This window comes from Hoeflea prorocentri, from assembly GCF_027944115.1.
In the GTDB taxonomy this organism is placed as follows: Bacteria; Pseudomonadota; Alphaproteobacteria; order Rhizobiales; family Rhizobiaceae; genus Hoeflea_A; species Hoeflea_A prorocentri.
Genome location: NZ_JAPJZI010000001.1, coordinates 467,238 through 486,581 on the forward strand (window position 1 = coordinate 467,238; position 19,344 = coordinate 486,581).

Annotated in this window: 20 protein-coding genes; 5 read left to right on the forward strand and 15 right to left on the reverse strand. The window is 58.0% G+C overall.

Annotated features, from left to right (window positions below; translation table 11 throughout):
- Positions 1 to 2: 2 nt before the first annotated feature.
- Positions 3 to 392 (reverse strand): MarR family winged helix-turn-helix transcriptional regulator, encoded by a 390-nt coding sequence (locus OQ273_RS02175; RefSeq protein ID WP_425493403.1) that lies wholly within the window; start codon positions 390 to 392, stop codon positions 3 to 5.
- A 342-nt stretch (positions 393 to 734) separates the two neighbouring features.
- On the opposite strand from OQ273_RS02175, the gene OQ273_RS02180 reads away from it, so the two are divergent.
- On the forward strand, positions 735 to 1,625 hold the full coding sequence (locus OQ273_RS02180) for a branched-chain amino acid aminotransferase (protein WP_267988832.1): 891 nt from the start codon (positions 735 to 737) through the stop codon (positions 1,623 to 1,625).
- 108 nt (positions 1,626 to 1,733) lie between these two features.
- Positions 1,734 to 2,381 (forward strand): MBL fold metallo-hydrolase, encoded by a 648-nt coding sequence (locus tag OQ273_RS02185; protein WP_267988833.1) that lies wholly within the window; start codon positions 1,734 to 1,736, stop codon positions 2,379 to 2,381.
- On the opposite strand, the gene OQ273_RS02190 is transcribed toward OQ273_RS02185, so the two are convergent.
- From OQ273_RS02190 to OQ273_RS02225, 8 genes are all read right to left on the reverse strand, one after another.
- Positions 2,378 to 2,896, reverse strand: coding sequence for a BA14K family protein (locus tag OQ273_RS02190; protein ID WP_267988834.1), 519 nt, complete (start codon positions 2,894 to 2,896; stop codon positions 2,378 to 2,380). The genes OQ273_RS02185 and OQ273_RS02190 overlap by 4 nt on opposite strands.
- Before the next feature lie 154 nt (positions 2,897 to 3,050).
- Positions 3,051 to 3,347, reverse strand: coding sequence for a hypothetical protein (locus OQ273_RS02195; RefSeq protein WP_267988835.1), 297 nt, complete (start codon positions 3,345 to 3,347; stop codon positions 3,051 to 3,053).
- 187 nt (positions 3,348 to 3,534) lie between these two features.
- Positions 3,535 to 3,750 (reverse strand): cold-shock protein, encoded by a 216-nt coding sequence (locus OQ273_RS02200; protein ID WP_267988836.1) that lies wholly within the window; start codon positions 3,748 to 3,750, stop codon positions 3,535 to 3,537.
- 393 nt (positions 3,751 to 4,143) lie between these two features.
- Positions 4,144 to 5,064, reverse strand: coding sequence for a DMT family transporter (locus OQ273_RS02205; RefSeq protein WP_267988837.1), 921 nt, complete (start codon positions 5,062 to 5,064; stop codon positions 4,144 to 4,146).
- Positions 5,065 to 5,164: 100 nt separating this feature from the next.
- The gene (locus OQ273_RS02210) at positions 5,165 to 5,665 is read right to left on the reverse strand and encodes a DUF1499 domain-containing protein (RefSeq protein WP_267988838.1); all 501 of its coding nucleotides are present in this window, start codon (positions 5,663 to 5,665) and stop codon (positions 5,165 to 5,167) included.
- A gap of 23 nt (positions 5,666 to 5,688) precedes the next feature.
- Entirely contained in the window at positions 5,689 to 6,822 is a 1,134-nt protein-coding gene (locus OQ273_RS02215) for a PQQ-dependent sugar dehydrogenase (protein WP_267988839.1), read from the reverse strand.
- Positions 6,823 to 6,895: 73 nt separating this feature from the next.
- Complete coding sequence (locus tag OQ273_RS02220) at positions 6,896 to 7,120, reverse strand: hypothetical protein (RefSeq protein ID WP_267988840.1); 225 nt, start codon at positions 7,118 to 7,120, stop codon at positions 6,896 to 6,898.
- 167 nt (positions 7,121 to 7,287) lie between these two features.
- A complete protein-coding gene (locus tag OQ273_RS02225; protein ID WP_267988841.1) occupies positions 7,288 to 8,094 on the reverse strand; it encodes an EAL domain-containing protein in 807 nt (268 codons plus the stop codon).
- 153 nt (positions 8,095 to 8,247) lie between these two features.
- On the opposite strand from OQ273_RS02225, the gene OQ273_RS02230 reads away from it, so the two are divergent.
- Together OQ273_RS02230 and msrP are read left to right on the forward strand one after the other, a co-directional pair.
- Entirely contained in the window at positions 8,248 to 9,450 is a 1,203-nt protein-coding gene (locus tag OQ273_RS02230) for a pyridoxal phosphate-dependent aminotransferase (RefSeq protein ID WP_267988842.1), read from the forward strand.
- A 134-nt stretch (positions 9,451 to 9,584) separates the two neighbouring features.
- Entirely contained in the window at positions 9,585 to 10,556 is a 972-nt protein-coding gene (msrP, locus tag OQ273_RS02235; protein WP_267988843.1) for a protein-methionine-sulfoxide reductase catalytic subunit MsrP, read from the forward strand.
- Positions 10,557 to 10,941: 385 nt separating this feature from the next.
- Here msrP and OQ273_RS02240 read toward each other — a convergent pair whose 3' ends face one another.
- Together OQ273_RS02240 and trxB are read right to left on the reverse strand one after the other, a co-directional pair.
- Positions 10,942 to 11,838, reverse strand: a complete 897-nt coding sequence (locus OQ273_RS02240) for a LysR family transcriptional regulator (protein WP_267988844.1) — start codon at positions 11,836 to 11,838, stop codon at positions 10,942 to 10,944.
- 45 nt (positions 11,839 to 11,883) lie between these two features.
- A complete protein-coding gene (gene trxB / locus OQ273_RS02245) occupies positions 11,884 to 12,849 on the reverse strand; it encodes a thioredoxin-disulfide reductase (RefSeq protein ID WP_267988845.1) in 966 nt (321 codons plus the stop codon).
- 272 nt (positions 12,850 to 13,121) lie between these two features.
- Here trxB and OQ273_RS02250 point away from each other — a divergent pair, with 272 nt between their 5' ends.
- Positions 13,122 to 13,610, forward strand: coding sequence for an Lrp/AsnC family transcriptional regulator (locus OQ273_RS02250; RefSeq protein ID WP_267988846.1), 489 nt, complete (start codon positions 13,122 to 13,124; stop codon positions 13,608 to 13,610).
- Positions 13,611 to 13,616: 6 nt separating this feature from the next.
- On the opposite strand, the gene OQ273_RS02255 is transcribed toward OQ273_RS02250, so the two are convergent.
- The 4 genes from OQ273_RS02255 to OQ273_RS02270 form a co-directional block, all read right to left on the reverse strand.
- Complete coding sequence (locus OQ273_RS02255; protein WP_267988847.1) at positions 13,617 to 14,669, reverse strand: glycosyltransferase family 4 protein; 1,053 nt, start codon at positions 14,667 to 14,669, stop codon at positions 13,617 to 13,619.
- A gap of 67 nt (positions 14,670 to 14,736) precedes the next feature.
- Positions 14,737 to 15,213, reverse strand: a complete 477-nt coding sequence (greA, locus tag OQ273_RS02260) for a transcription elongation factor GreA (protein ID WP_267988848.1) — start codon at positions 15,211 to 15,213, stop codon at positions 14,737 to 14,739.
- Between the two features lie 213 nt (positions 15,214 to 15,426).
- The gene (carB, locus tag OQ273_RS02265; protein ID WP_267988849.1) at positions 15,427 to 18,915 is read right to left on the reverse strand and encodes a carbamoyl-phosphate synthase large subunit; all 3,489 of its coding nucleotides are present in this window, start codon (positions 18,913 to 18,915) and stop codon (positions 15,427 to 15,429) included.
- Positions 18,916 to 19,045: 130 nt separating this feature from the next.
- Positions 19,046 to 19,291 (reverse strand): helix-turn-helix domain-containing protein, encoded by a 246-nt coding sequence (locus OQ273_RS02270; RefSeq protein WP_267988850.1) that lies wholly within the window; start codon positions 19,289 to 19,291, stop codon positions 19,046 to 19,048.
- Positions 19,292 to 19,344: the final 53 nt, after the last annotated feature.

A 19,344-nucleotide genomic window follows, 5' to 3' on the forward strand; every position in this document is an offset into this window, starting at 1 on the left:
GCTCAATCCCGGTCTACCATGCCTTTCAGGAACTGCCTGATAAGCTTTTGCCCCTCGGGATTGATGCCCCTTAGTGCTTCGGTTATGCGGCGAGACTGTGGCCGAGCCAGTTCCAGAGCCAGTTCGCGGCCCTTATGGGTGGGGTAGAGCCGCCTTTGCCGGCGGTCATTCGGACCTTCAACCTGATGAATGTAGCCCGAATCCACCAGTTGCTTAAGGACCCGCGCCAGGCTCTGCTTGGTTATCCGGAGCGTATCGAGCAGATCGGCAACCGTCATGCCGGGCTGACGATTGACGAAGTGGACAACTCGGTGGTGCGCCCGTCCGAAACCGAATTTTTCAAGGATCGCATCCGGATCGGAGGTGAAATCGCGATAGGCGAAGTACAGCATTTCGATGATCTCGAAATCAATCCCGTCACTTTCGGAAAGCGGCCCGGTTATGGTGTCGGCGTCCGGTTCTTTACGTGCCCTGTCGGACGGCATGGCGTCTGTCCCTTTCAAAATCATCCAACTGGCCGACATAAAATTTCAAATATGTCAGCCTTGTTGACATAATTTGATGCTATTGATAGCCTCAAGCTGCGTCAAGGATGTAAAACCCTCCACGAACACGGCCCCGGCGTTTATGCGGCTTTTCAAGTCGAACGCTCAAATCCCGGTTCTTTACGGGCGTTTCTCATATCCGGCGACTACAATATCCAAACAAGCGCGACAGCGCTGGAGGTAACGGCAATGGCATCGGTCCCTTTCGATCAGCTTGAGGGCGAAATCTGGTACAATGACGAGTTTGTTCCGTGGAAGGACGCCAAGCTGCATGTGCTGTCCCACGGTCTGCACTATGCCAGTTCGGTGTTCGAAGGCGAGCGTGCCTATGGCGGTGTGATTTTCAAGCTGCGCGAGCACACGGAAAGACTGCACAAATCCGCTGAACTTCTTGGTTTCGAGATCCCCTACAGCATCGAAGAAATCGACGAAGCCTGCAACGAACTCCTGAAACGCCAGGGTTTTGAGGATGCCTATGTGCGGCCGATTGCATGGCGTGGCAGCGAAATGATGGGCGTTTCAGCACAGCACAACCGGATCAATCTGGCCATCGCGATCTGGCAATGGCCGTCCTATTTCAAACCGGAAGAGCGGCTCAAAGGCATTCGTCTTGACATGGCGACCTACCGGCGCCCGGATCCGGCCACGATCCCCTGCGAATCCAAAGCCGCAGGCCTTTACATGATCTGCACGCTGTCCAAGCACGAGGCTGAATCAAAGGGCTATGCGGATGCGCTGATGCTCGACTGGCGCGGACAGGTGGCTGAAGCGACCGGCGCCAATGTGTTCTTCGTCAAGGACGGGGTCATACATACACCGACGCCTGATTGTTTCCTTGACGGCATTACCCGCCGCACTGTGATCGAGCTTGCGCGCAAGCGCGGCTACGAAGTTGTCGAACGGGCCATTATGCCGGAAGAAATGCAAGGCTTTGAGGAGTGTTTCCTGACCGGCACGGCTGCGGAAGTCACACCGGTTTCGGAGATTGGCGAGTATCGTTTCTCGGTCGGTGAGATCACTACCAATCTGGTGAACGACTATGCGCAGGCTGTTCAGCCGGTGCGCGAGGCGGCCGAGTAGGGCGAGTCTCATCTGTTTATCACAGGGCGCGCGCCAATCCGGTTGCGCGCCTTTTATTTTGCCTTCTTCTTTGAGAACCCAGACACATCAACACTCAGGAATATGACCATGGGCCAGATTCAGGCCGGCATCGTGCCGGTGACCGATTTCCAGCAGAACTGCACGATCCTTTTTGATTCTGACAGCAAAAAGGGTGTTGTGGTCGATCCGGGCGGGGATGTTGCTGCCATCCAGGACGTTCTTGAAAAGAATGACATCACAATCGAGGCAATTTGGTTGACGCACGGACACATTGATCATGCCGGAGGCGCGATGGACCTGAAAGAAGCGCTGGATGTGGCAATTGTCGGTCCGCATGAGGATGACCGGCCATTGCTTGAGGGCCTTGAGGATCAGGCGCGCATGTTCGGTCTTGCCGGCGGTGTACGCAACGTTACTCCTGACCGGTGGCTCGCCGAGGGTGAGAAGGTCTCATTCGACGGGCACACATTCGATGTTTATCACTGCCCGGGTCATGCGCCGGGCCACGTGATATTCTTCAACCGCGATGCAGGCTTTGCCCATGTGGGCGACGTGCTTTTCCGCGGATCGATCGGGCGCACCGACCTTCCGGGCGGCAACCATCAGCAATTGCTCGATTCCATTCGCGACAAGGTTCTGCCGCTCGGGGACGAGGTCGGCTTTATCTGCGGTCACGGCCCCGGCGGACGGATTGGCGAGGAGCGCCTGACCAATCCGTTCCTCAAGGGTCTTTAGCGTGCGATACAGAAGTGATCGTAACCGTCATAACCCCTGAAATTGCCCGTTGCAGGGTTGAATGAACGATAGCGCTGGCTGCAGTAGCGATACCACTCGTCGGTCCAGGGCTCATATTTGCCTTCCGCATAAACCGGTGAAGGCCGGGGGGCGGGCGGGTAATAGTCGTGCGAAGGCCGGTCGTAGGCGCTGGGCGGCGGATTGTATGCGCGTGGCGGCGGCGAGTAACGGCGCTGAGGGGGAGGGCTGCTCAGCAATGCGCCGGTGATCAGCGCGCCGGCGGCAAGGCCCAGAATGCCGTATAGAACGGCGTCGTCACCATTGTTCCTTTCGATGACAACAGGACCGCGCTTGCGTTTGTGTTTGCGAGGCTTGGGACCGTACCAGCCACGATCGCCATAGTGGTCATGGTAGTGGCGTTTGCCATGGTCATGGGCGTAGGATTGTGAGAGCGGCGCAAGGGTTGCGGCTGTGACCGCGAGCGTTGCGACGAGTACTTTGACCGGATTTCCCATCTTACATTCCTCTCAATGTCATCCTGATGTGATGCGTCTCTTACCTGGAATGGCAGCCTAGTCGGCGCTGCCTGAACCGAAGCTGAACACAACTGCACACAACAAAAAGCCGGGCGTCTGCCCGGCGTTCTGCAATGGTGGAATGTTCAACGGGTCAACGCCCGCCGGCAATTGCCCCGCCGACGATGGCGCCAGCCGCAAAACCCAAAAGGCCAAGGGCTGCGGCATTGCTGTTGCCTTTGTGGACGACGGCAGGCGGGCGGTGTTTGTTGTAGCCGCGCGGATAATGGGCACGGGGGCCCTTCTTGTAGTAGCCGGGGGCCTTTTTATAGCTATAGTGCTTGCCGTATTCAGCTGGTTTGCCGGTGCCGGCCATCGCGCCGGTGGCAGGGATGACAGCGGTCGCAAGGACAGCCGTGATGGCAATTGCGGTACGTGAGAAGACGTTCATTGTTTCTGATCCTTGTTTGGAACGGCGGAGAGCAAGGCCCTCTTTTCGGATCAGACCCTATTGGTCGGGCAATGAACGGAAACTGAATGGAAGCCTCTGAAATATTAAAGAAAATTAATGTGGACTCGGCAAAAAAAACGGCCGCCGGCTGTTGCCGGACGGCCTTTACGCGGTGCCTGTGACCGGTTTATTCCACAATCGTCAGATTGACGGCTTTCGGTCCCTTTCCACGACGGTCAGGCTCGGTATCGAATGATACCTTCTGGTTCTCCATCAAGGAGTCCAGGCCTGAATCCTTCAGAGCGGAAATATGAACGAAGATATCAGACTCGCCGCTATCGGGTTTGATAAAACCGAAACCCTTATCGGTATTGAAAAACTTTACAGTGCCAGTCTCGGCCATGCTTTCAGGTCCTCTTTAATGTCCGCAGGCAATCGCCCGCACGTCGTCGGTTTTACCCGTTTTGCGGGTAAGACAGGCAGTTCTCGAAAGTTTCGGAAAGGTCCCTGTTATCGTGATCCCGTGTGCTTTGTTTTTAGCATGATCTGGATTCACCCGGAATTTTATGCGTCTCCGGTCCGCATGGCTATCAGTAGGTTTCCCGTGTTCGCAAATTGCCCGAACGCACGATAGAGTGATGCAGGCGGCAAAAATAAGCAAGAAAAAGTTTTATGACAGATTTGTATTGCAACTCACATGGGCAACGAAAACCCCTGTGCCCGCGAAAGATTTAAGAAAAAATCCCGTTGAGGATCAGCTAGATGCGACAAAATGCGTCAATTGCCAAAGGAGCGTTTAGTCGCGGGCGTGCACAGTTTCGGCAAGTTTTGCTCTGTTGTGGCGCCTTTTCAACCTTGACGGAATAATCTCAACGGCAAGGATCGCCGCGAATATCAATGCACAGCCAAGATAGCCGACCGCGCTTATCTTTTCGCCGAGCAGAACGACGCCAAAGAGCGCCGCGAACAGCGCCTCGGATGAGAGGAATATCGCGGCCTGGGCCGATGTTGTGTAGCGCTGGCCGATTGCTTGCAACGTGAACGCGAGACCGCTTGAAAAAATGCCGCTATAGAGAATTTCCGGCGCAGCATCCAGGATAGCCGGCCAGCGGATGGGCTCGAACAGCATGGCGGCGACAAATGCCAGAACCGCACAGGAGCCGAACTGAATGACGGATAACATCAGCGGACGTGCCGAGCGGGTGCCGTAGACGCCGACAAGCAAGACCTGAAATGCCCAGAACACGGCGCAGATGATCACAAGAACGTCTCCGCCATTGAGCGCTGTGATGCCTCCGCCGCTCAGCAGCCATATACCGGCAAGGGCAAGGAAAGAGGATGGCCAGACGACGGGATGCGGTTTCCGGCGCAGGAATATGACCATCAAAAACGGGACAATAACCACGTAAAGGCCGGTCAGAAAGCCGGCATTGGTAACGGTTGTTGTCAAAAGGCCGACCTGTTGGGTGGCCATGCCGGCGAAAAGGACGACGCCGATCACGACAAAGCCATTGAACTCTCCGGGTTGCAAGGCTGTGCTTGCCCTCTTTGCTTCCAGAAGCGCAAAGGGCATGACAACAATCGTTGCCAGCAGGAACCGCAGGCTGACAAAAAGCATCGGGCCGATGGCGTCCATGGCTGTGCTTTGAGCAACGAAGCCCATGCCCCATACGGCGCCTGCCAGCAGCAGAAGCAGATTTGCCTTCGTCCGGCTCATATTGATCAAAACACCCGATTGTCTGCTCGCGACAGATGCGACGCGCAAACGCCTGCTCTATCAGCGGTCCGGTCCTGCGGCAAGCGATGCGTCGGAGAGGTCAGACTTGGCTGAGATAGGCTTCCAGTCGTGCCCGGTTGGCGCCGAAGTCTTTCTGGCCAAGCTGCGCACGTGCATAAGCCATGACACCCGTTTGGCCATCGGGCATCTCTACAAGCTGGAAGCTGACAAGATCTGGAAAGCGCATCCGCGGGGAATAGGTGACGAAGCGCAGATGTCCCGGGTCGGTTTCGTCATCGACACGGCGGGCCAGCGGATCTGCCGCAGCAACTTGATCGGCAATGCGAGCGGCGAGTTGTTCCGGCTTCTCACTGAAGGCCGGAAGGGTGAAGTCACAATCGTCGCGCAGGTCTGCGGTGCAGGCCAACGCATCGTTCGCAGTCGGACTGCGCTTTACGGTCGACAGATCCACGCGGCCGCGATCCGGATTGCCGGCAATCATCAACCAGCTGCGCTCGCGTCCGTAGAGAATAAAAAATATGGCGATGCAGATGAAGGCCAGAACCAACAGGCCCGCCGCATAGGCAAGGAATTTCAACATGGGCTCCCGGGATCAGACCTGTTTCAGTTGCGCGAAATGCGCAACAAAGCGCCGTCCGGCTCGTCCGTCAAGACCAGGAGGGAACCATCCGGAGCAGTCTTGACGTCGCGCATACGGCCGTATCGTCCCTCCAGCAGGTTTTCCTCGCCGGTGATGTTGCCCGTGCTGTCACGATCGACTCGCACCAGCATCCGATCCTTCAGGGCGGCGACGAGAAAATCACCGTCCCATTCCGGGAACATTGCCCCGCGGTAAACCGTCATTCCACCGGGTGCAATCGAGGGGTCCCAGTAGTGTATCGGCTGCTGATAGCCGGGTGCATCGGAGCCGATGCCGATTTTGGCGCCTGAATAGTGGCGGCCATAGGAAATGACGGGCCAGCCATAGTTGAGGCCTGCCTGGGGCTGATTGATTTCATCGCCGCCGCGAGCGCCGTGTTCAACCGCGAAAAGCGTGCCGGTTTTGCTGTCAAAATCCATGCCTTGCGGGTTGCGGTGGCCTTTTGACCAGAGTTCCGAGCGCGCCTTGTCGTCGGATACGAAAGGGTTGTCCGGGGGAATAGACCCATCCGGTCCGACCCGTAAAATTGCCCCCGCATGGTCCATCAGGTCTTGCGACCGGGCTCCGTCGCCGCGATCGCCGATCGAAAAGAACACCGTATTGTCGTCGGCCACGGCGATGCGCGAACCGAAATGCTGGCCGCGCCGGGTCTTCTGATCCATCGAAAAGATGACATCCACGTTCTCCAGGCGTCCGCCGCCACCGTCGCGTACAAGCTTTGCGCGCGCCAGCGCCGTTCCCGCACCGCCCCTGCCGGGCTCTGAATAGGTGAAGTAGATGGTTCCGCTCTTGTCGAAATCGTTTGCGAGCGCGACATCGAGAAGTCCACCCTGTCCGCCGACGGCAATCTTCGGCAACCCGTCCAGTGGCTGAGAAAGCGCGCCGTTTTCGACGATCCGCAGGCGCCCGGGACGCTCGGTGACAAGGAAAGCGCCATCCGGGAGTGTTTCAACGCCCCAAGGATGCTCAAGCCCTTCGGCAACCGTTTCCACCTTGATGTTGACCTTGTCTGTCGCATAGGTCCCGTCGGCGATTGCCGGTACGGTCGCGACGGTCAGTATGGCGGCCAGGGCGCCCGCCCTCGTCAGTATGCGCATGTCCAGACCCTTTGGTTCAATCGGAAAAGTGTCCAGACCAAGATAGGGTATTGTTTGGCGAGTTAAAGCTCTTTCAGGCCCCCGCTTCAAAGAGGTCAGCGGAAGCGCGCAGTGTGCATGTCTCGACCTCGTGGATGCAGTTTTCAATCTGCGGGCCGTCATCAACGGGTTTGCCCTCGGCGACCAGATTGGTGAACAGAATGGCACAGGCGGCAATTGCCAATACGGTCAGCTTTACTCTCTTGCGCGCATCTTGTGCCTGTTTGCTGGCGTCCAGATAGTTACCATCAAGTTCCATCGTCAGCCTCCCTTAGCTGGGTTTGCCGGACGCAATACTGCCGGCACCGTCAACAAAGAACGGGAAAGGGACGCAAGGGAGACGGAATTTGGGCGCCAATGGACATTTGTCGTGGTAATTTTGTGTTCGGTGGGCAGCGAGCCGAAGGCAGACGAGCTGTTTTGGGGTCAGGCCGCGTCGTGCCGGAAAATCCCTGAAAAGCGTGTTGGCGCTAGTTGCGGCCGTGCCAGAGCAAAACCCTGGACAAAATCAGCGCCGGCGCCCCAGGCAAGTTCCACCTGGAAGTTTTCTTCCATGCCCTCGACCACAACAAGCGCGCCGTCCTGGCGGAAACGGTTTATGGCATCCTTCAGGGCCGAAAAGCCGCTCTGGCTCGCCATTAGCCGCTGGACCCAGGCGGAGTCGAGCTTGACGATGTCCGGGCTGAGCAGCTTGACGCGCTGCGCGTCGGACGATTTGGCGCCGAAATCGTCAACCGCGATCTTGAAGCCATGCTCACGGAGGCATTCGGTCAGATAGTGGAGGCGGTTTGGCGCGGCAGCGTGCCGTTCAGTCATTTCGCAGACAATATGGCGGGGAGGGAAACTGCCGGTCGCCGCATCCTTCTTCAGGCGCGCCACTTCAAGTGCGATCTGCCGGTGGTCATTGTAAACGCCGGGATCAAAATTCAGGAACAGCAGGATGTCTTTCAGGGGATCGAGCGAGGCATTGGCCAGATGTATCCGGCGGCAAAGAGCGTCAACATTGATGCGTTCGCTGTCGCCAATACGGGTAAAGAAATCCGCGGGACTGAACGGACGGCCATTGAAGAAGAGCCGAAGCAGGCCTTCAAGGCCTCTTAATACGAGGGCGCCGGACCGATTGCGACCGATGATCGGCTGCAGTGCCGTCTTCATGACGAACGGCCCGAAGGAGGCAGTGGAAGAGCCGTCCGGTTCGGACAGAATGCGACCGTTTGCGCTGGTTTCGGTCATGTCCTCTCCTCGGAGTCTCTACCTGTGCAAGCCGAATGCTACGGCTGCATTGTTCGAGCGCCTTGAACTTCTCGCCGTGATTCGACATAGGATTATACACGAAACGGGACGTCGTTCCGTGTATGCCCCTTGTCTAGAATGGAGTGCCCCGACATGGCGTTTCTTGCCGACGCGCTTTCACGCGTTAAGCCCTCAGCCACGATTGCCGTCTCGCAAAAAGCGCGCGAACTGAAAGCCCAGGGTCGCGACGTTATCGGGCTTGGTGCCGGGGAGCCGGATTTCGACACGCCTGATAATATCAAGGAGGCGGCGATCGACGCGATGCGGCGCGGCGAGACGAAATACACGCCGGTGTCCGGCATTCCCGAACTGCGCCAGGCGATCTCCGACAAGTTCAGGCGCGAGAACGGCTTGGAATACACACCGGATCAGGTGATTGTCGGTACCGGCGGAAAACAGATTCTTTTCAATGCGCTGATGGCGACGCTCAACGCGGGAGATGAGGTCATCATTCCGGCACCCTACTGGGTAAGTTACCCGGAGATGGTGGCGATTTGCGGCGGTACGGCCGTCTTTGCGGAAACCCGTCTGGAAGATGCGTTCAAATTGACCCCGCAGAGCCTTGAGGAGGCCATAACGCCGAAGACGAAATGGCTTATCTTCAACTCGCCGTCGAACCCGTCTGGAGCGGCCTACAGCGAGAGCGAACTGCGCGCATTGACGGACGTGTTGCTTCGCCATCAGCATGTGTGGGTGCTGACCGACGATATGTATGAGCATCTTTGTTACGACGATTTTCAATTCAGGACGCCCGCGCAGATTGAACCCAAGCTCTATGAGCGTACCTTGACCATGAACGGCGTGTCGAAAGCCTACGCGATGACAGGCTGGCGCATCGGCTATGCCGGCGGGCCGAGGGAACTGATCAAGGCGATGGACATGATACAGGGTCAGCAGACCTCGGGACCCAACTCCATTGCTCAATGGGCCGCGGTCGAGGCGCTGAACGGTCCGCAGGATTTCATCGACCGGAACAAGACAATCTTCGCCGGCCGCCGCGATCTCGTTGTGTCCATGCTCAACCAGGCGAACGGTATCTCGTGCCCGGTGCCGGAAGGGGCTTTCTATGTCTATCCTTCATGTGCAGGTCTGATCGGCAAGACGGCACCGTCAGGCAAGACGATCGAGACAGATGAGGACTTCGTGACAGAGCTTCTGGAAACCGAGGGCGTCGCGGTGGTTCATGGTTCGGCCTTTGGCCTCGGCCCGAATTTCCGTATCTCCTATGCGACGTCGGAAGCGTTGCTGGAAGAGGCTTGCCAGCGTATCCAGCGTTTTTGTGCCGCCTGTCAGTAGAAGGTCGCGCTGCTCAACAGGCAGGACACCATATTGTGAAGAGGCATGAATTGTTTGTGCCGGAAGCCGTTTTATGATCCGCGCCATATTGGCGGCGTGCAGAATCGTGCGCCCCTGCTGCGGGAGGACCGGACTTGCCGAACATCATCCATAAGCCATCTTGGGCGCTCAGCGAGGCCCATGCCACGCCCGAGGACGCATTCTTCAATCGCCGGGACCTCATCAAGGGCTTTGGCCTGGCCGGCCTTGGTATCGCCGCGGCGGCAGCTTTGCAGCCGGGACGGGCGAGGGCGGATAGTGACCCGACAGCCGATCTTTATCCGGCTGAACGCAATACGGCCTTCACACTGGACAGGGATCTGACCCCGGAAGACGTCAACTCGACCTACAATAACTTTTATGAATTCGGCTCCCACAAGCAGATCTGGAAGGCCGCCCAGGCCCTGAAGACAAGCCCGTGGGACATTGAAATCGACGGGCTGGTCGAAGAGCCCTTTACGATCGGTTTTGAAGACCTGGCGTGCCGCGTGTCTTTGGAGGAAAGGCTTTATCGTCATCGCTGTGTCGAAGCCTGGTCGATGACGATCCCGTGGACGGGATTCGCGCTGAAAGATCTGGTGGCGATGGCAAAGCCTTTGTCGTCGGCCAAGTATATCCGCTTCGAGACCTTCCTCGACCCGCAGATGGCGGCAGGACAGAAGCAGCGCTGGTATCCCTGGCCCTATGTGGAGGGTGTGACGATCGATGAGGCGGCAAACGATCTTGCATTCATGGTTACGGGCGCCTACGGCAAGCCGCTTGCCAAGCAGTTCGGCGCGCCCCTTCGTCTGGCCTTGCCTTGGAAGTACGGCTTCAAGTCCATCAAGTCCATTCGCCGTATAAGTTTCACCGATACGCGGCCGGTCAGCTTCTGGGAAGAGGTTCTGCCTGAGGAATACGGCTTTTGGGCAAACGTTAATCCGGGTGTTCCGCATGCGCGCTGGAGCCAGCATCAGGAGCGAATACTCCACACCGGTCTTTATATGAATACGCTCATGTTCAATGGTTACGGCGAGCAGGTCGCCCATCTCTACAAAGGCATGGAAAGAGAAAAGCTTTACATGTAGGCAAAAAAAACGGGCCTTGAGATTGCTCTCCGGCCCGTAAAATCGGAAGGTTTAAAACGAAACCTCCAGAGGGGAACACAGCCGACGAAGATGGCACTGGGAGGAGAAGTCCATCGGAACTCGCCGGCTTCGTTTGATATGTTGATTCCACCGTCGATTTGCAAGGGACTGGCCCGCATGGCAGCTATGCATTTTTGCATGGCTGAACACATATGCGGTATTTCCGGGCCATAAAGCGTCCAGCCAGCTGCGCCTTAGTTTATAAAATTCAGTCAATAACAGCAGTTTTCAGATGCACAATTTGAGATTTCTTACAAGAACCTCAAATCCATGTGGACAGTCCATCGCATCGATCAGGCCTGCAGGAACAAACCAGAGGTCTCGTTCAGTATTTCCAGTTGCGTGCCTTGGAGATCAGGAAATCCCGGAACGCCTTCAGCTTGGCGGATCCGCGCAGCTCTTCGGGATAACAGAAGAAGCCGGAGAAAGACGGTACGTCCGAATCGATGTCGAGTTGCACGAGGCCGTCGGCGTGATTGACCATGTAATCCGGCAGCATGGCGATGCCGATCCCGAGCTGAGCGGCGCGCTTTACCGACGGCATGTTGTTGATCTGCAATTGCGGCACGCGGGGATTGCTCACAGGCCGTCCGGCGACTTCCAGCCAGTTGACGTCGAGCAGATAGTTCGGGGCAGGCTCGCCGAAGGTTACGATGCGATGGTTGTCGAAATCAGAGACGTGTTCGGGCTTGCCGTATCTGTTGAGATAGGCCGGTGACGCGTAGACATGCATATGCACGGTAAAGAGCTTGCGCTGGATGAGGTCGGGCTGCTGCGGCTGGCGGAGCCGGATAGCGCAATCCGCGTGGCGCATGCTGACGTCGAGTTCCTCATTGTCGAGGAGCAGTTGCACCTCGATATCCGGATAAAGTTCCATGAACTCCTGCATCCGGTCGGTAAGCCACACGGAGCCGAGACCGACCGTGGTGGTCACCCGCAGCTTTCCGCTCGGTTTGTCGGTCGTTTCGGAAAGGCGGACCCGAACCGCCTCAAGTTTCAGCAATACGTCATGGGCCGTGCGGTAAAGAAGTTCGCCCTGTTCGGTCATGATGAGACCGCGGGCATGGCGGTGGAACAGCGGAACGCCGATATCCTGCTCAAGCGCGCTGACCTGGCGGGAGATCGCCGATTGGGACAGATGCAGTTTTTCCGCCGCATGGGTAAACGACCCGGCTTCTGCGGCCGCGTGAAAGATGCGCAGTTTGTCCCAGTCAAGCGGCATCGTCTGCTCCCCTTGGACCGCCGCCTGCGCGGCTGCCCTTCTACATTATTCCGCCGCGTCTGCCAGCGGCTCAGCCTCCGCCAGAAACTTCTCAGCTTCCAGCGCGGCCATGCACCCCATTCCGGCGGCTGTAACGGCCTGGCGGTAAATGTCGTCCGTCACATCTCCGGCGGCAAACACGCCGGCGACGTCAGTGGCCGTCGAATCCGGTGCGGTCCACAGATAGTTGTTTGATTTCTGTTTCAGCTTGCCTTCAAACAGGGCGACCGAAGGTGCATGACCGATGGCGATAAACACGCCGTCTGTTGCATGATCGGTGATTACACCTGTTTTGATGTTCTTCAGCCGCACGCCCGTGACCGAAGGAGGCGTTGTGGTTTCGCCTGTTATCTCCTCGAGCTGGCTATCCCAGACAATGTTGATGTTTTCCTTGGCCATCAAGCGCTGCTGCAGGATCTTTTCGGCTCTCAGTTCATCGCGCCGGTGCACCAGCGTTACGGTTTCTGCGAGATTTGACAGGTAAAGCGCTTCCTCGACTGCGGTATTGCCGCCGCCGACAACAACGACCTTCTTGCCACGATAGAAAAATCCGTCGCAGGTGGCGCAGGCTGAAACCCCGAAACCCATGAATGTCTGCTCGGATTCGATGCCGAGCCATTTGGCTTGCGCACCGGTCGCGATGATCAGCGAATCGCAGGTGTATTCCTGGCCGGAATCGGTTTTCAGCCGAAACGGCCGGACATCAAGGTCGACCTCGGTCACCAGATCATTGACGATCTGCGCGCCCACATTTTCAGACTGTTTGAGCATCTGCTCCATCATCCACGGTCCCTGAACCGGATCGGCATAGCCCGGATAGTTCTCGACCTCGGTGGTGATCATGAGTTGGCCGCCCTGTTCCATACCGGCGATGAGGACCGGTTCCAGCATGGCGCGTGCGGCGTAGATCGCCGCTGTATATCCTGCTGGTCCCGAGCCGATTATCAGGACGCGTGCATGGCGGGTCGTCATAGGCGGATTCCTGTTTTTTCAAGTGGCCCGAGCCACCGTTAGCCGTTTGAGTGCCGATCGTGCGAGGTGTCGGCTCATATGCGGCGAATGTACGTAGTGGTACCATGCTTCTTCAAGGGGAACCGAGGCGTTTTCACACAGTTGTGGCGGGAAAGTGTATCACCGTAGGGCAATTGAAGACCGCATCACCCGATGAAGAAATAATCTTGCGTGAGTGCGCAATAACTGATCAAATTGACTTGCCTCTCGTTCTCCAAAAGGAGCGTTGAACCATGCCGTTTCGGGCTGATCTTGACCATATCGACCTGAAGATCCTGCGTGAGCTTCAAGATGATGGCCGAATCACCAATGTCGAGCTGTCCGAACGTGTCGGTATTTCCGCGCCGCCCTGTCTGCGCCGGCTGCGCAAGCTTGAAGAGGCCGGGATCATCGAGGGATACCGGGCGATGCTCAACGGGCCGTCGCTGGGATTCGACCTGGTTGCGTTCTGCATGATCGGGTTGACGCTCCAGTCAGAAGCGAATTTGCGGGCCTTTGCGGACAGGACGCAGCAATGGCCGATTGTGCGCCAATGCTGGATGGTCTCGGGTGAATCCGACTTTCTGCTTCATTGTGTGGCGTCGGACCTGGCGACATTTCAGGATTTTGTCATCGATGAACTGACGGCCGCGGACAACGTCGACACTGTGCGCACGATGTTGACCATTCGCCAGGTGAAAAACGAGGGGCCGATTGATCTAAGCGCCGATATTCTGAGTTAGATCTTCCTAAGATCCGTTCCACAAAGTCTCATAAACGTTGTGAAGGCCGTCGATTTCCCTTTCGATGCCGAACTGCTCCACAGCACGATTTCTTGCATTGCTGCTCTTGAGCGCGAGTTCCATCGGATTGTCGATCAGATCGCGTACCGCCTGTGAAAGGCTGGCGGCATCGACTTTGGAAACAATTGTTCCAGCCTTGTCCTCATCGACGAAACGGGCAAAAAAACCTGTGCGGCTGGCAACGATCGGAACGCCGCTTGCCATGGCCTCAAGCGGTGTCATGCCGTAGCCCTCGTAACGGGGCGGTGCGACCAAAAGAGACAGGGCGCGGATAAGCCCGGCTGTTTCCTCAGCAGGCAACTCGCCGGTAAAGACAATCCTTTTCGACAGACCCGCCGCATCGATCCGCCGTTGGAGGTCGGCAGCGAATGCGCGGTGTTGCGGCGTCGCCTTTCCAATGACAAGTGCCGTTGCATCGGGCAAGTCGGGCAGTAGCCGGATCATGGCGTCAACAAAAAGGTCGGTTCCCTTTTCCGGACGTATGCGGCCAATCGTGGCGATGCCCAAACGTCCGGGATAGCCGGTTGCGCGCCAGGCCTCGTCGCGGTCATCAGCGGGGTGGAAACGCCCGGTATCGACACCGTGATGGACAATGGCCCGAACATTCGGGACGAGGGCTGCCGCTTCATCGGTCGTGGCGATAACAGCGTCCATGCGGGAAATCAGCCAGCGGGGCAATGCCGAATGGCGGCGCTTTGCGGCGGAGGTGAACACGATGCGCACCGGCAGCTTCAACAGGTCCCGTGCGAACAGCGCGGCGCGCATCTCATTGTTGCGGCGGACATGCCAGAGAATGTGCGAGCGCCCGGCCGGTGGTTTGCGTGAGAGGGAGAAGGCCTTCCACGAGGAAATCGGTGCGGGGCAACCAGTTAATGCCCGTCCGACAAGCCGCATATCGTAGCGGCCCGCCTGAAGGCGAGCGACGGCGGCCGCTGTTGACGATACGCCGGTGAAGTTCCGATGCATGTTGGTGACGATCAACTCGGGATGATCGGCCATAAGTTGCCGGCCGGTTCTGTTTTGGACGGTTGATTGCGTTGCCGTTGAAGACCGCGCAGGCCGTCATTCAGCCCCAGCGTACCTCCAGAATCTCATAGGCCTTTGCACCCCCCGGTGCATTGACCTCGATACTGTCGCCCACCTGTTTGCTGATCAGAGCGCGCGCAATCGGCGAGGAAAGAGAGATGCGGCCCTCCTTCACATCGGCTTCCTGATCGCCAACGATCTGATAGGTCTTTTCCTCATCGGTATCTTCGTCGACGAGTTTGACTGTTGCGCCGAACTTGATCGTATCGCCTGACATCTTGCTCAGATCGATCACCTCGGCACGCGCCGTCAAATCCTCGAGTTCGGCGATTCGGCCTTCATTGTGGCTCTGCGCTTCCTTCGCGGCGTGATATTCGGCGTTTTCCGACAGGTCACCATGAGCGCGCGCTTCGGCAATCGCCTCGATAATGCGCGGCCGTTCTTCCTGCTGGCGCCAGCGCAGCTCCTCACCGAGCTTGCTGAAACCACCTTGGGTCATGGGGACTTTTTCAACCATGTCCTTCTCCATCTTTTTGGCGCTGTCTGCGACCGGATTGCGGTGCGATAGCGCAAAAGAAAACGGCCCCCGAACCAATTGGTCCGGAACCGCTCAACACTCCAAGTTGCGCAAACATAGCAGTATTTGATGCAATTTTGCCAGTTTTTTTCATTTTCGCGCCCTCAGGCGCCGTTTTTCAGTGTTCACAATTGTGCGGCGCAATAACCACGATCAAGCGGCAAAATAATCCTGAAGCGGCTTCACCTCAAGATTGCCTGCGGTGAGTGCGGCGATTGCACGCGCCGCGGCCGTGGCGCCCGACATTGTGGTATAGTAGGGCACTTTCTGCATGAGCGCCGCCCGACGCAGCGATTTGGAATCCGACATTGCCTTTGCGCCGGCGGTCGTATTGATCACAAGCTGTATCTCGCGGTTGCGGATGGCGTCTTCGACATGCGGACGGCCTTCCAGGACCTTGTTGATACGCACCGCTTCGATCCCGTTTTCGGTGAGGAAACGGGCCGTGCCGCTGGTCGCCATAATCCGAAAGCCGCTCTCTTTGAGCATGCGTGCCGCCGGCAGGACGCGTTCCTTGTCTTCATCACGCACAGAGACAAAGACCGTGCCGTCGCGTGGCAGTTCTACGCCGGCGCCAAGCTGCGATTTTGCAAAGGCGAGGGCATAATCGGTATCCAGACCGATCACTTCGCCGGTCGAACGCATTTCCGGGCCGAGCAGCGTGTCAACGCCAGGGAAACGGGCAAAGGGGAAGACGGCTTCCTTGACCGCGATGTGATTGAGGTTGCGCGGGTCAGGCCGCTCGCCATAGGCCGCAATGGCGTCGTTCAATTTCTCGCCAGCCATGATCCGCGCCGCGATCTTTGCGATCGGAGCGCCGATGGTCTTGGCCACAAATGGTACCGTTCGCGATGCGCGCGGATTGACCTCCAGCACGTATATGTCGCCGTCCTTGATGGCGAACTGCACATTCATCAGGCCGCCGACATTGAGCGCCCTGGCCAACTCGGTCGTCTGCCGTTCAAGCTCGTCCACGATCTCGGACGACAGCGAATGCACGGGCAGCGAACAGGCACTGTCTCCCGAGTGAATGCCGGCTTCTTCGATGTGTTCCATGATGCCTGATACAAAGACGCTCTCGCCATCGCACAGGCAATCGACATCAACCTCGATCGCGTTTGCCAGATAGCTGTCGAATAAAAGCGGGTTGGTGCCGAGCAGGGTGTTGATCTGACCGGTCTTATCGTTTGGATAGCGCGCCTTGATGTCTTCGGGCACCAGCTCGGGAACGGTCCCGAGCAAGTAGTTCGACAGGCCACTTTCCTCGCGGATGATCTGCATGGCCCGCCCGCCCAGAACGTAGGAGGGGCGTACGACCAGCGGGAAACCGATTTCCGTTGCGACGAGCCTTGCCTGTTCGACGGAATGGGCAATGCCGTTCTTCGGCTGCCGCAGGTCGAGTTTGCGCAGCAGCTTCTGGAAGCGGTCGCGGTCTTCGGCCAGATCGATCGCGTCCGGCTCTGTGCCGAGGATCGGAATACCGGCGCTTTCCAGCGCATTGGCCAGTTTGAGAGGCGTTTGCCCGCCGAACTGAACGATGACGCCGTGCAAGGTGCCTCTTTGCTGTTCCGTGCGCAGGACTTCAAGCACGTCCTCAGCTGTCAGCGGCTCGAAATAGAGGCGGTCGGAGGTGTCGTAGTCCGTTGACACAGTTTCCGGGTTGCAGTTGATCATGATGGATTCGTAACCGGCATCATCCAGCGCGAAGGCAGCATGACAGCAGCAGTAGTCGAACTCGATCCCCTGGCCGATACGGTTCGGGCCGCCGCCGAGAATGACCACTTTCTTGCGATCAGAGACCTCGGCCTCGGAACGCAATTGCCCGGCAAAGGGTGTTTCATAGGTCGAATACATATAAGCGGTTGGAGAGGCGAATTCGGCCGCACAGGTATCGATGCGTTTGTAGACCGGATGCACACCCAGCTTTGCGCGCAGACCGGCAACGTCGCCTTCGCGCTGACCGGTCAGGCCTGCAAGGCGAGCATCGGAAAAGCCCATCGACTTGAGCATGCTCAGATTTTCGACACTGTCCGGAAGCCCGTGCTCGCGCACCCGTTCTTCCATATCGACGATGGCTTTCAACTGCGCGATGAACCAGGGATCGATCTTGCAGCTTTCGTGCACCAGCTCCTCGCTCATACCGAGCCGGAGCGCCTGTGCAACCATGCGCAACCGGTCCGGTGTGGGCGTGCCGAGGGCCGCCTTGATCGCGTTTTTATCGTCCCCCTCGCCAAGGCCCGGTATATCGATCTCGTCGAGACCCGTGAGGCCGGTCTCGAGGCCACGCAGCGCCTTTTGCAGCGACTCGCCAAAGGTCCTGCCGATCGCCATGACTTCGCCGACGGATTTCATCGACGTCGTCAGAAGAGGCTCGGCGCCCGGGAACTTCTCAAAAGCAAAACGCGGGATTTTGGTCACCACGTAGTCGATCGAAGGCTCGAACGAGGCCGGCGTCGCGCCGCCGGTAATATCGTTTTCCAGTTCATCCAGCGTGTAGCCGCAGGCAAGCTTGGCCGCGACCTTGGCAATCGGGAAGCCGGTGGCTTTCGATGCGAGCGCCGACGAGCGCGAGACGCGCGGGTTCATTTCGATGACTACCAGCCGACCATCTTCCGGATTGACGGCAAACTGAACGTTGGATCCGCCCGTCTCGACGCCGATTTCACGCAGCACCGCAATCGATGCGTTGCGCATGATCTGATATTCCTTGTCGGTCAGCGTGAGGGCAGGGGCGACCGTGATGGAATCGCCGGTGTGAACGCCCATCGGATCGACATTCTCGATGGAGCAGATGATGATGCAGTTATCCGCCTTGTCGCGGACGACCTCCATCTCATACTCCTTCCAGCCGAGAACCGACTCCTCGACCAAAACCTCGGTTGTCGGCGAGGCGTCGAGGCCGGCTTCGATGATCTCGAAATATTCGGAACGGTTGAACGCAATGCCGCCGCCGGTGCCGCCAAGCGTGAATGAGGGACGGATGATCGCCGGCAGTCCGACCCGGTCCAATGCCTCTGCGGCGACACCCAAGGCGTGCGCCGTGTAGCGTTGCTTGCGGTCGGTCTCGCCGAGCTGCCATTCGGTTTCAAGCGCGTCTAGGGCGGCGTCGAGTTCGTCACCGCTGAAGCGGGCCTTGATTTCGTTGCGCTTGGCTTCGTGGGCCTGCCGGTCCTTTTCCTTCACACCGGTTGCGTTGGCCAGCATGGAGCGGGGCGTTTCCAGACCTATGGCGGCCATGGCTTCACGGAACAGGGCGCGGTCTTCGGCCTTGTCGATCGCCTCCGGCTTGGCGCCGATCATCTCGACGTCATAACGGTCGAGCACGCCCATGCGGCGAAGCGACAATGCGGTATTCAGCGCCGTCTGCCCGCCCATTGTCGGCAGTAAGGCGTCCGGGCGCTCCTTGGCAATGATCTTGGCCACGACTTCAGGCGTGATCGGCTCCACATAGGTGGCGTCCGCCAGTCCCGGATCGGTCATGATCGTTGCCGGGTTCGAGTTGACGAGGATGACCCGGTAACCCTCCTCCTTCAGCGCCTTGCAGGCCTGGGTGCCGGAGTAGTCGAACTCACAGGCCTGGCCGATAACGATCGGTCCCGCACCGATGATCAGGATCGACTTGATATCGTTACGTTTTGGCATAGCGGCTCATCCGGCAAGCGGGCATCGCTGCACACCCGGCTGTCGGGGATAACATGCAGCATTCCTATCTGGGTTCGAGCGGCCTTATAGGCTAAAGGCCCCGGCAGGGAAACCCGCCAGCGCCTGTTTTTCATGCCTTTTTCGGGCTTTCCCGCCAGGTGTCTGCCGTGAGGTCAGACGCGTCATAGCTATGAACGCCTTTGGCGATCGCGTAGCAGGCGAGAGAAACGGCCAGCGGGATGGCGACGGGGCGATTGTCGCGCAGCCCTTTCTCATAGTATTGGATGACCCGTTTCTTCAGGCCGAGGGCTCGGGCTGCATCCTTCTGGCTCAAGCCGAGCGCCTTGCGCCACCGTTTAAAATCTTCCGGTTTCAAAATGCGTATCCGTCAAAATTCTGTTGAGGCAGATTGCCGCACATCGTGCCCAT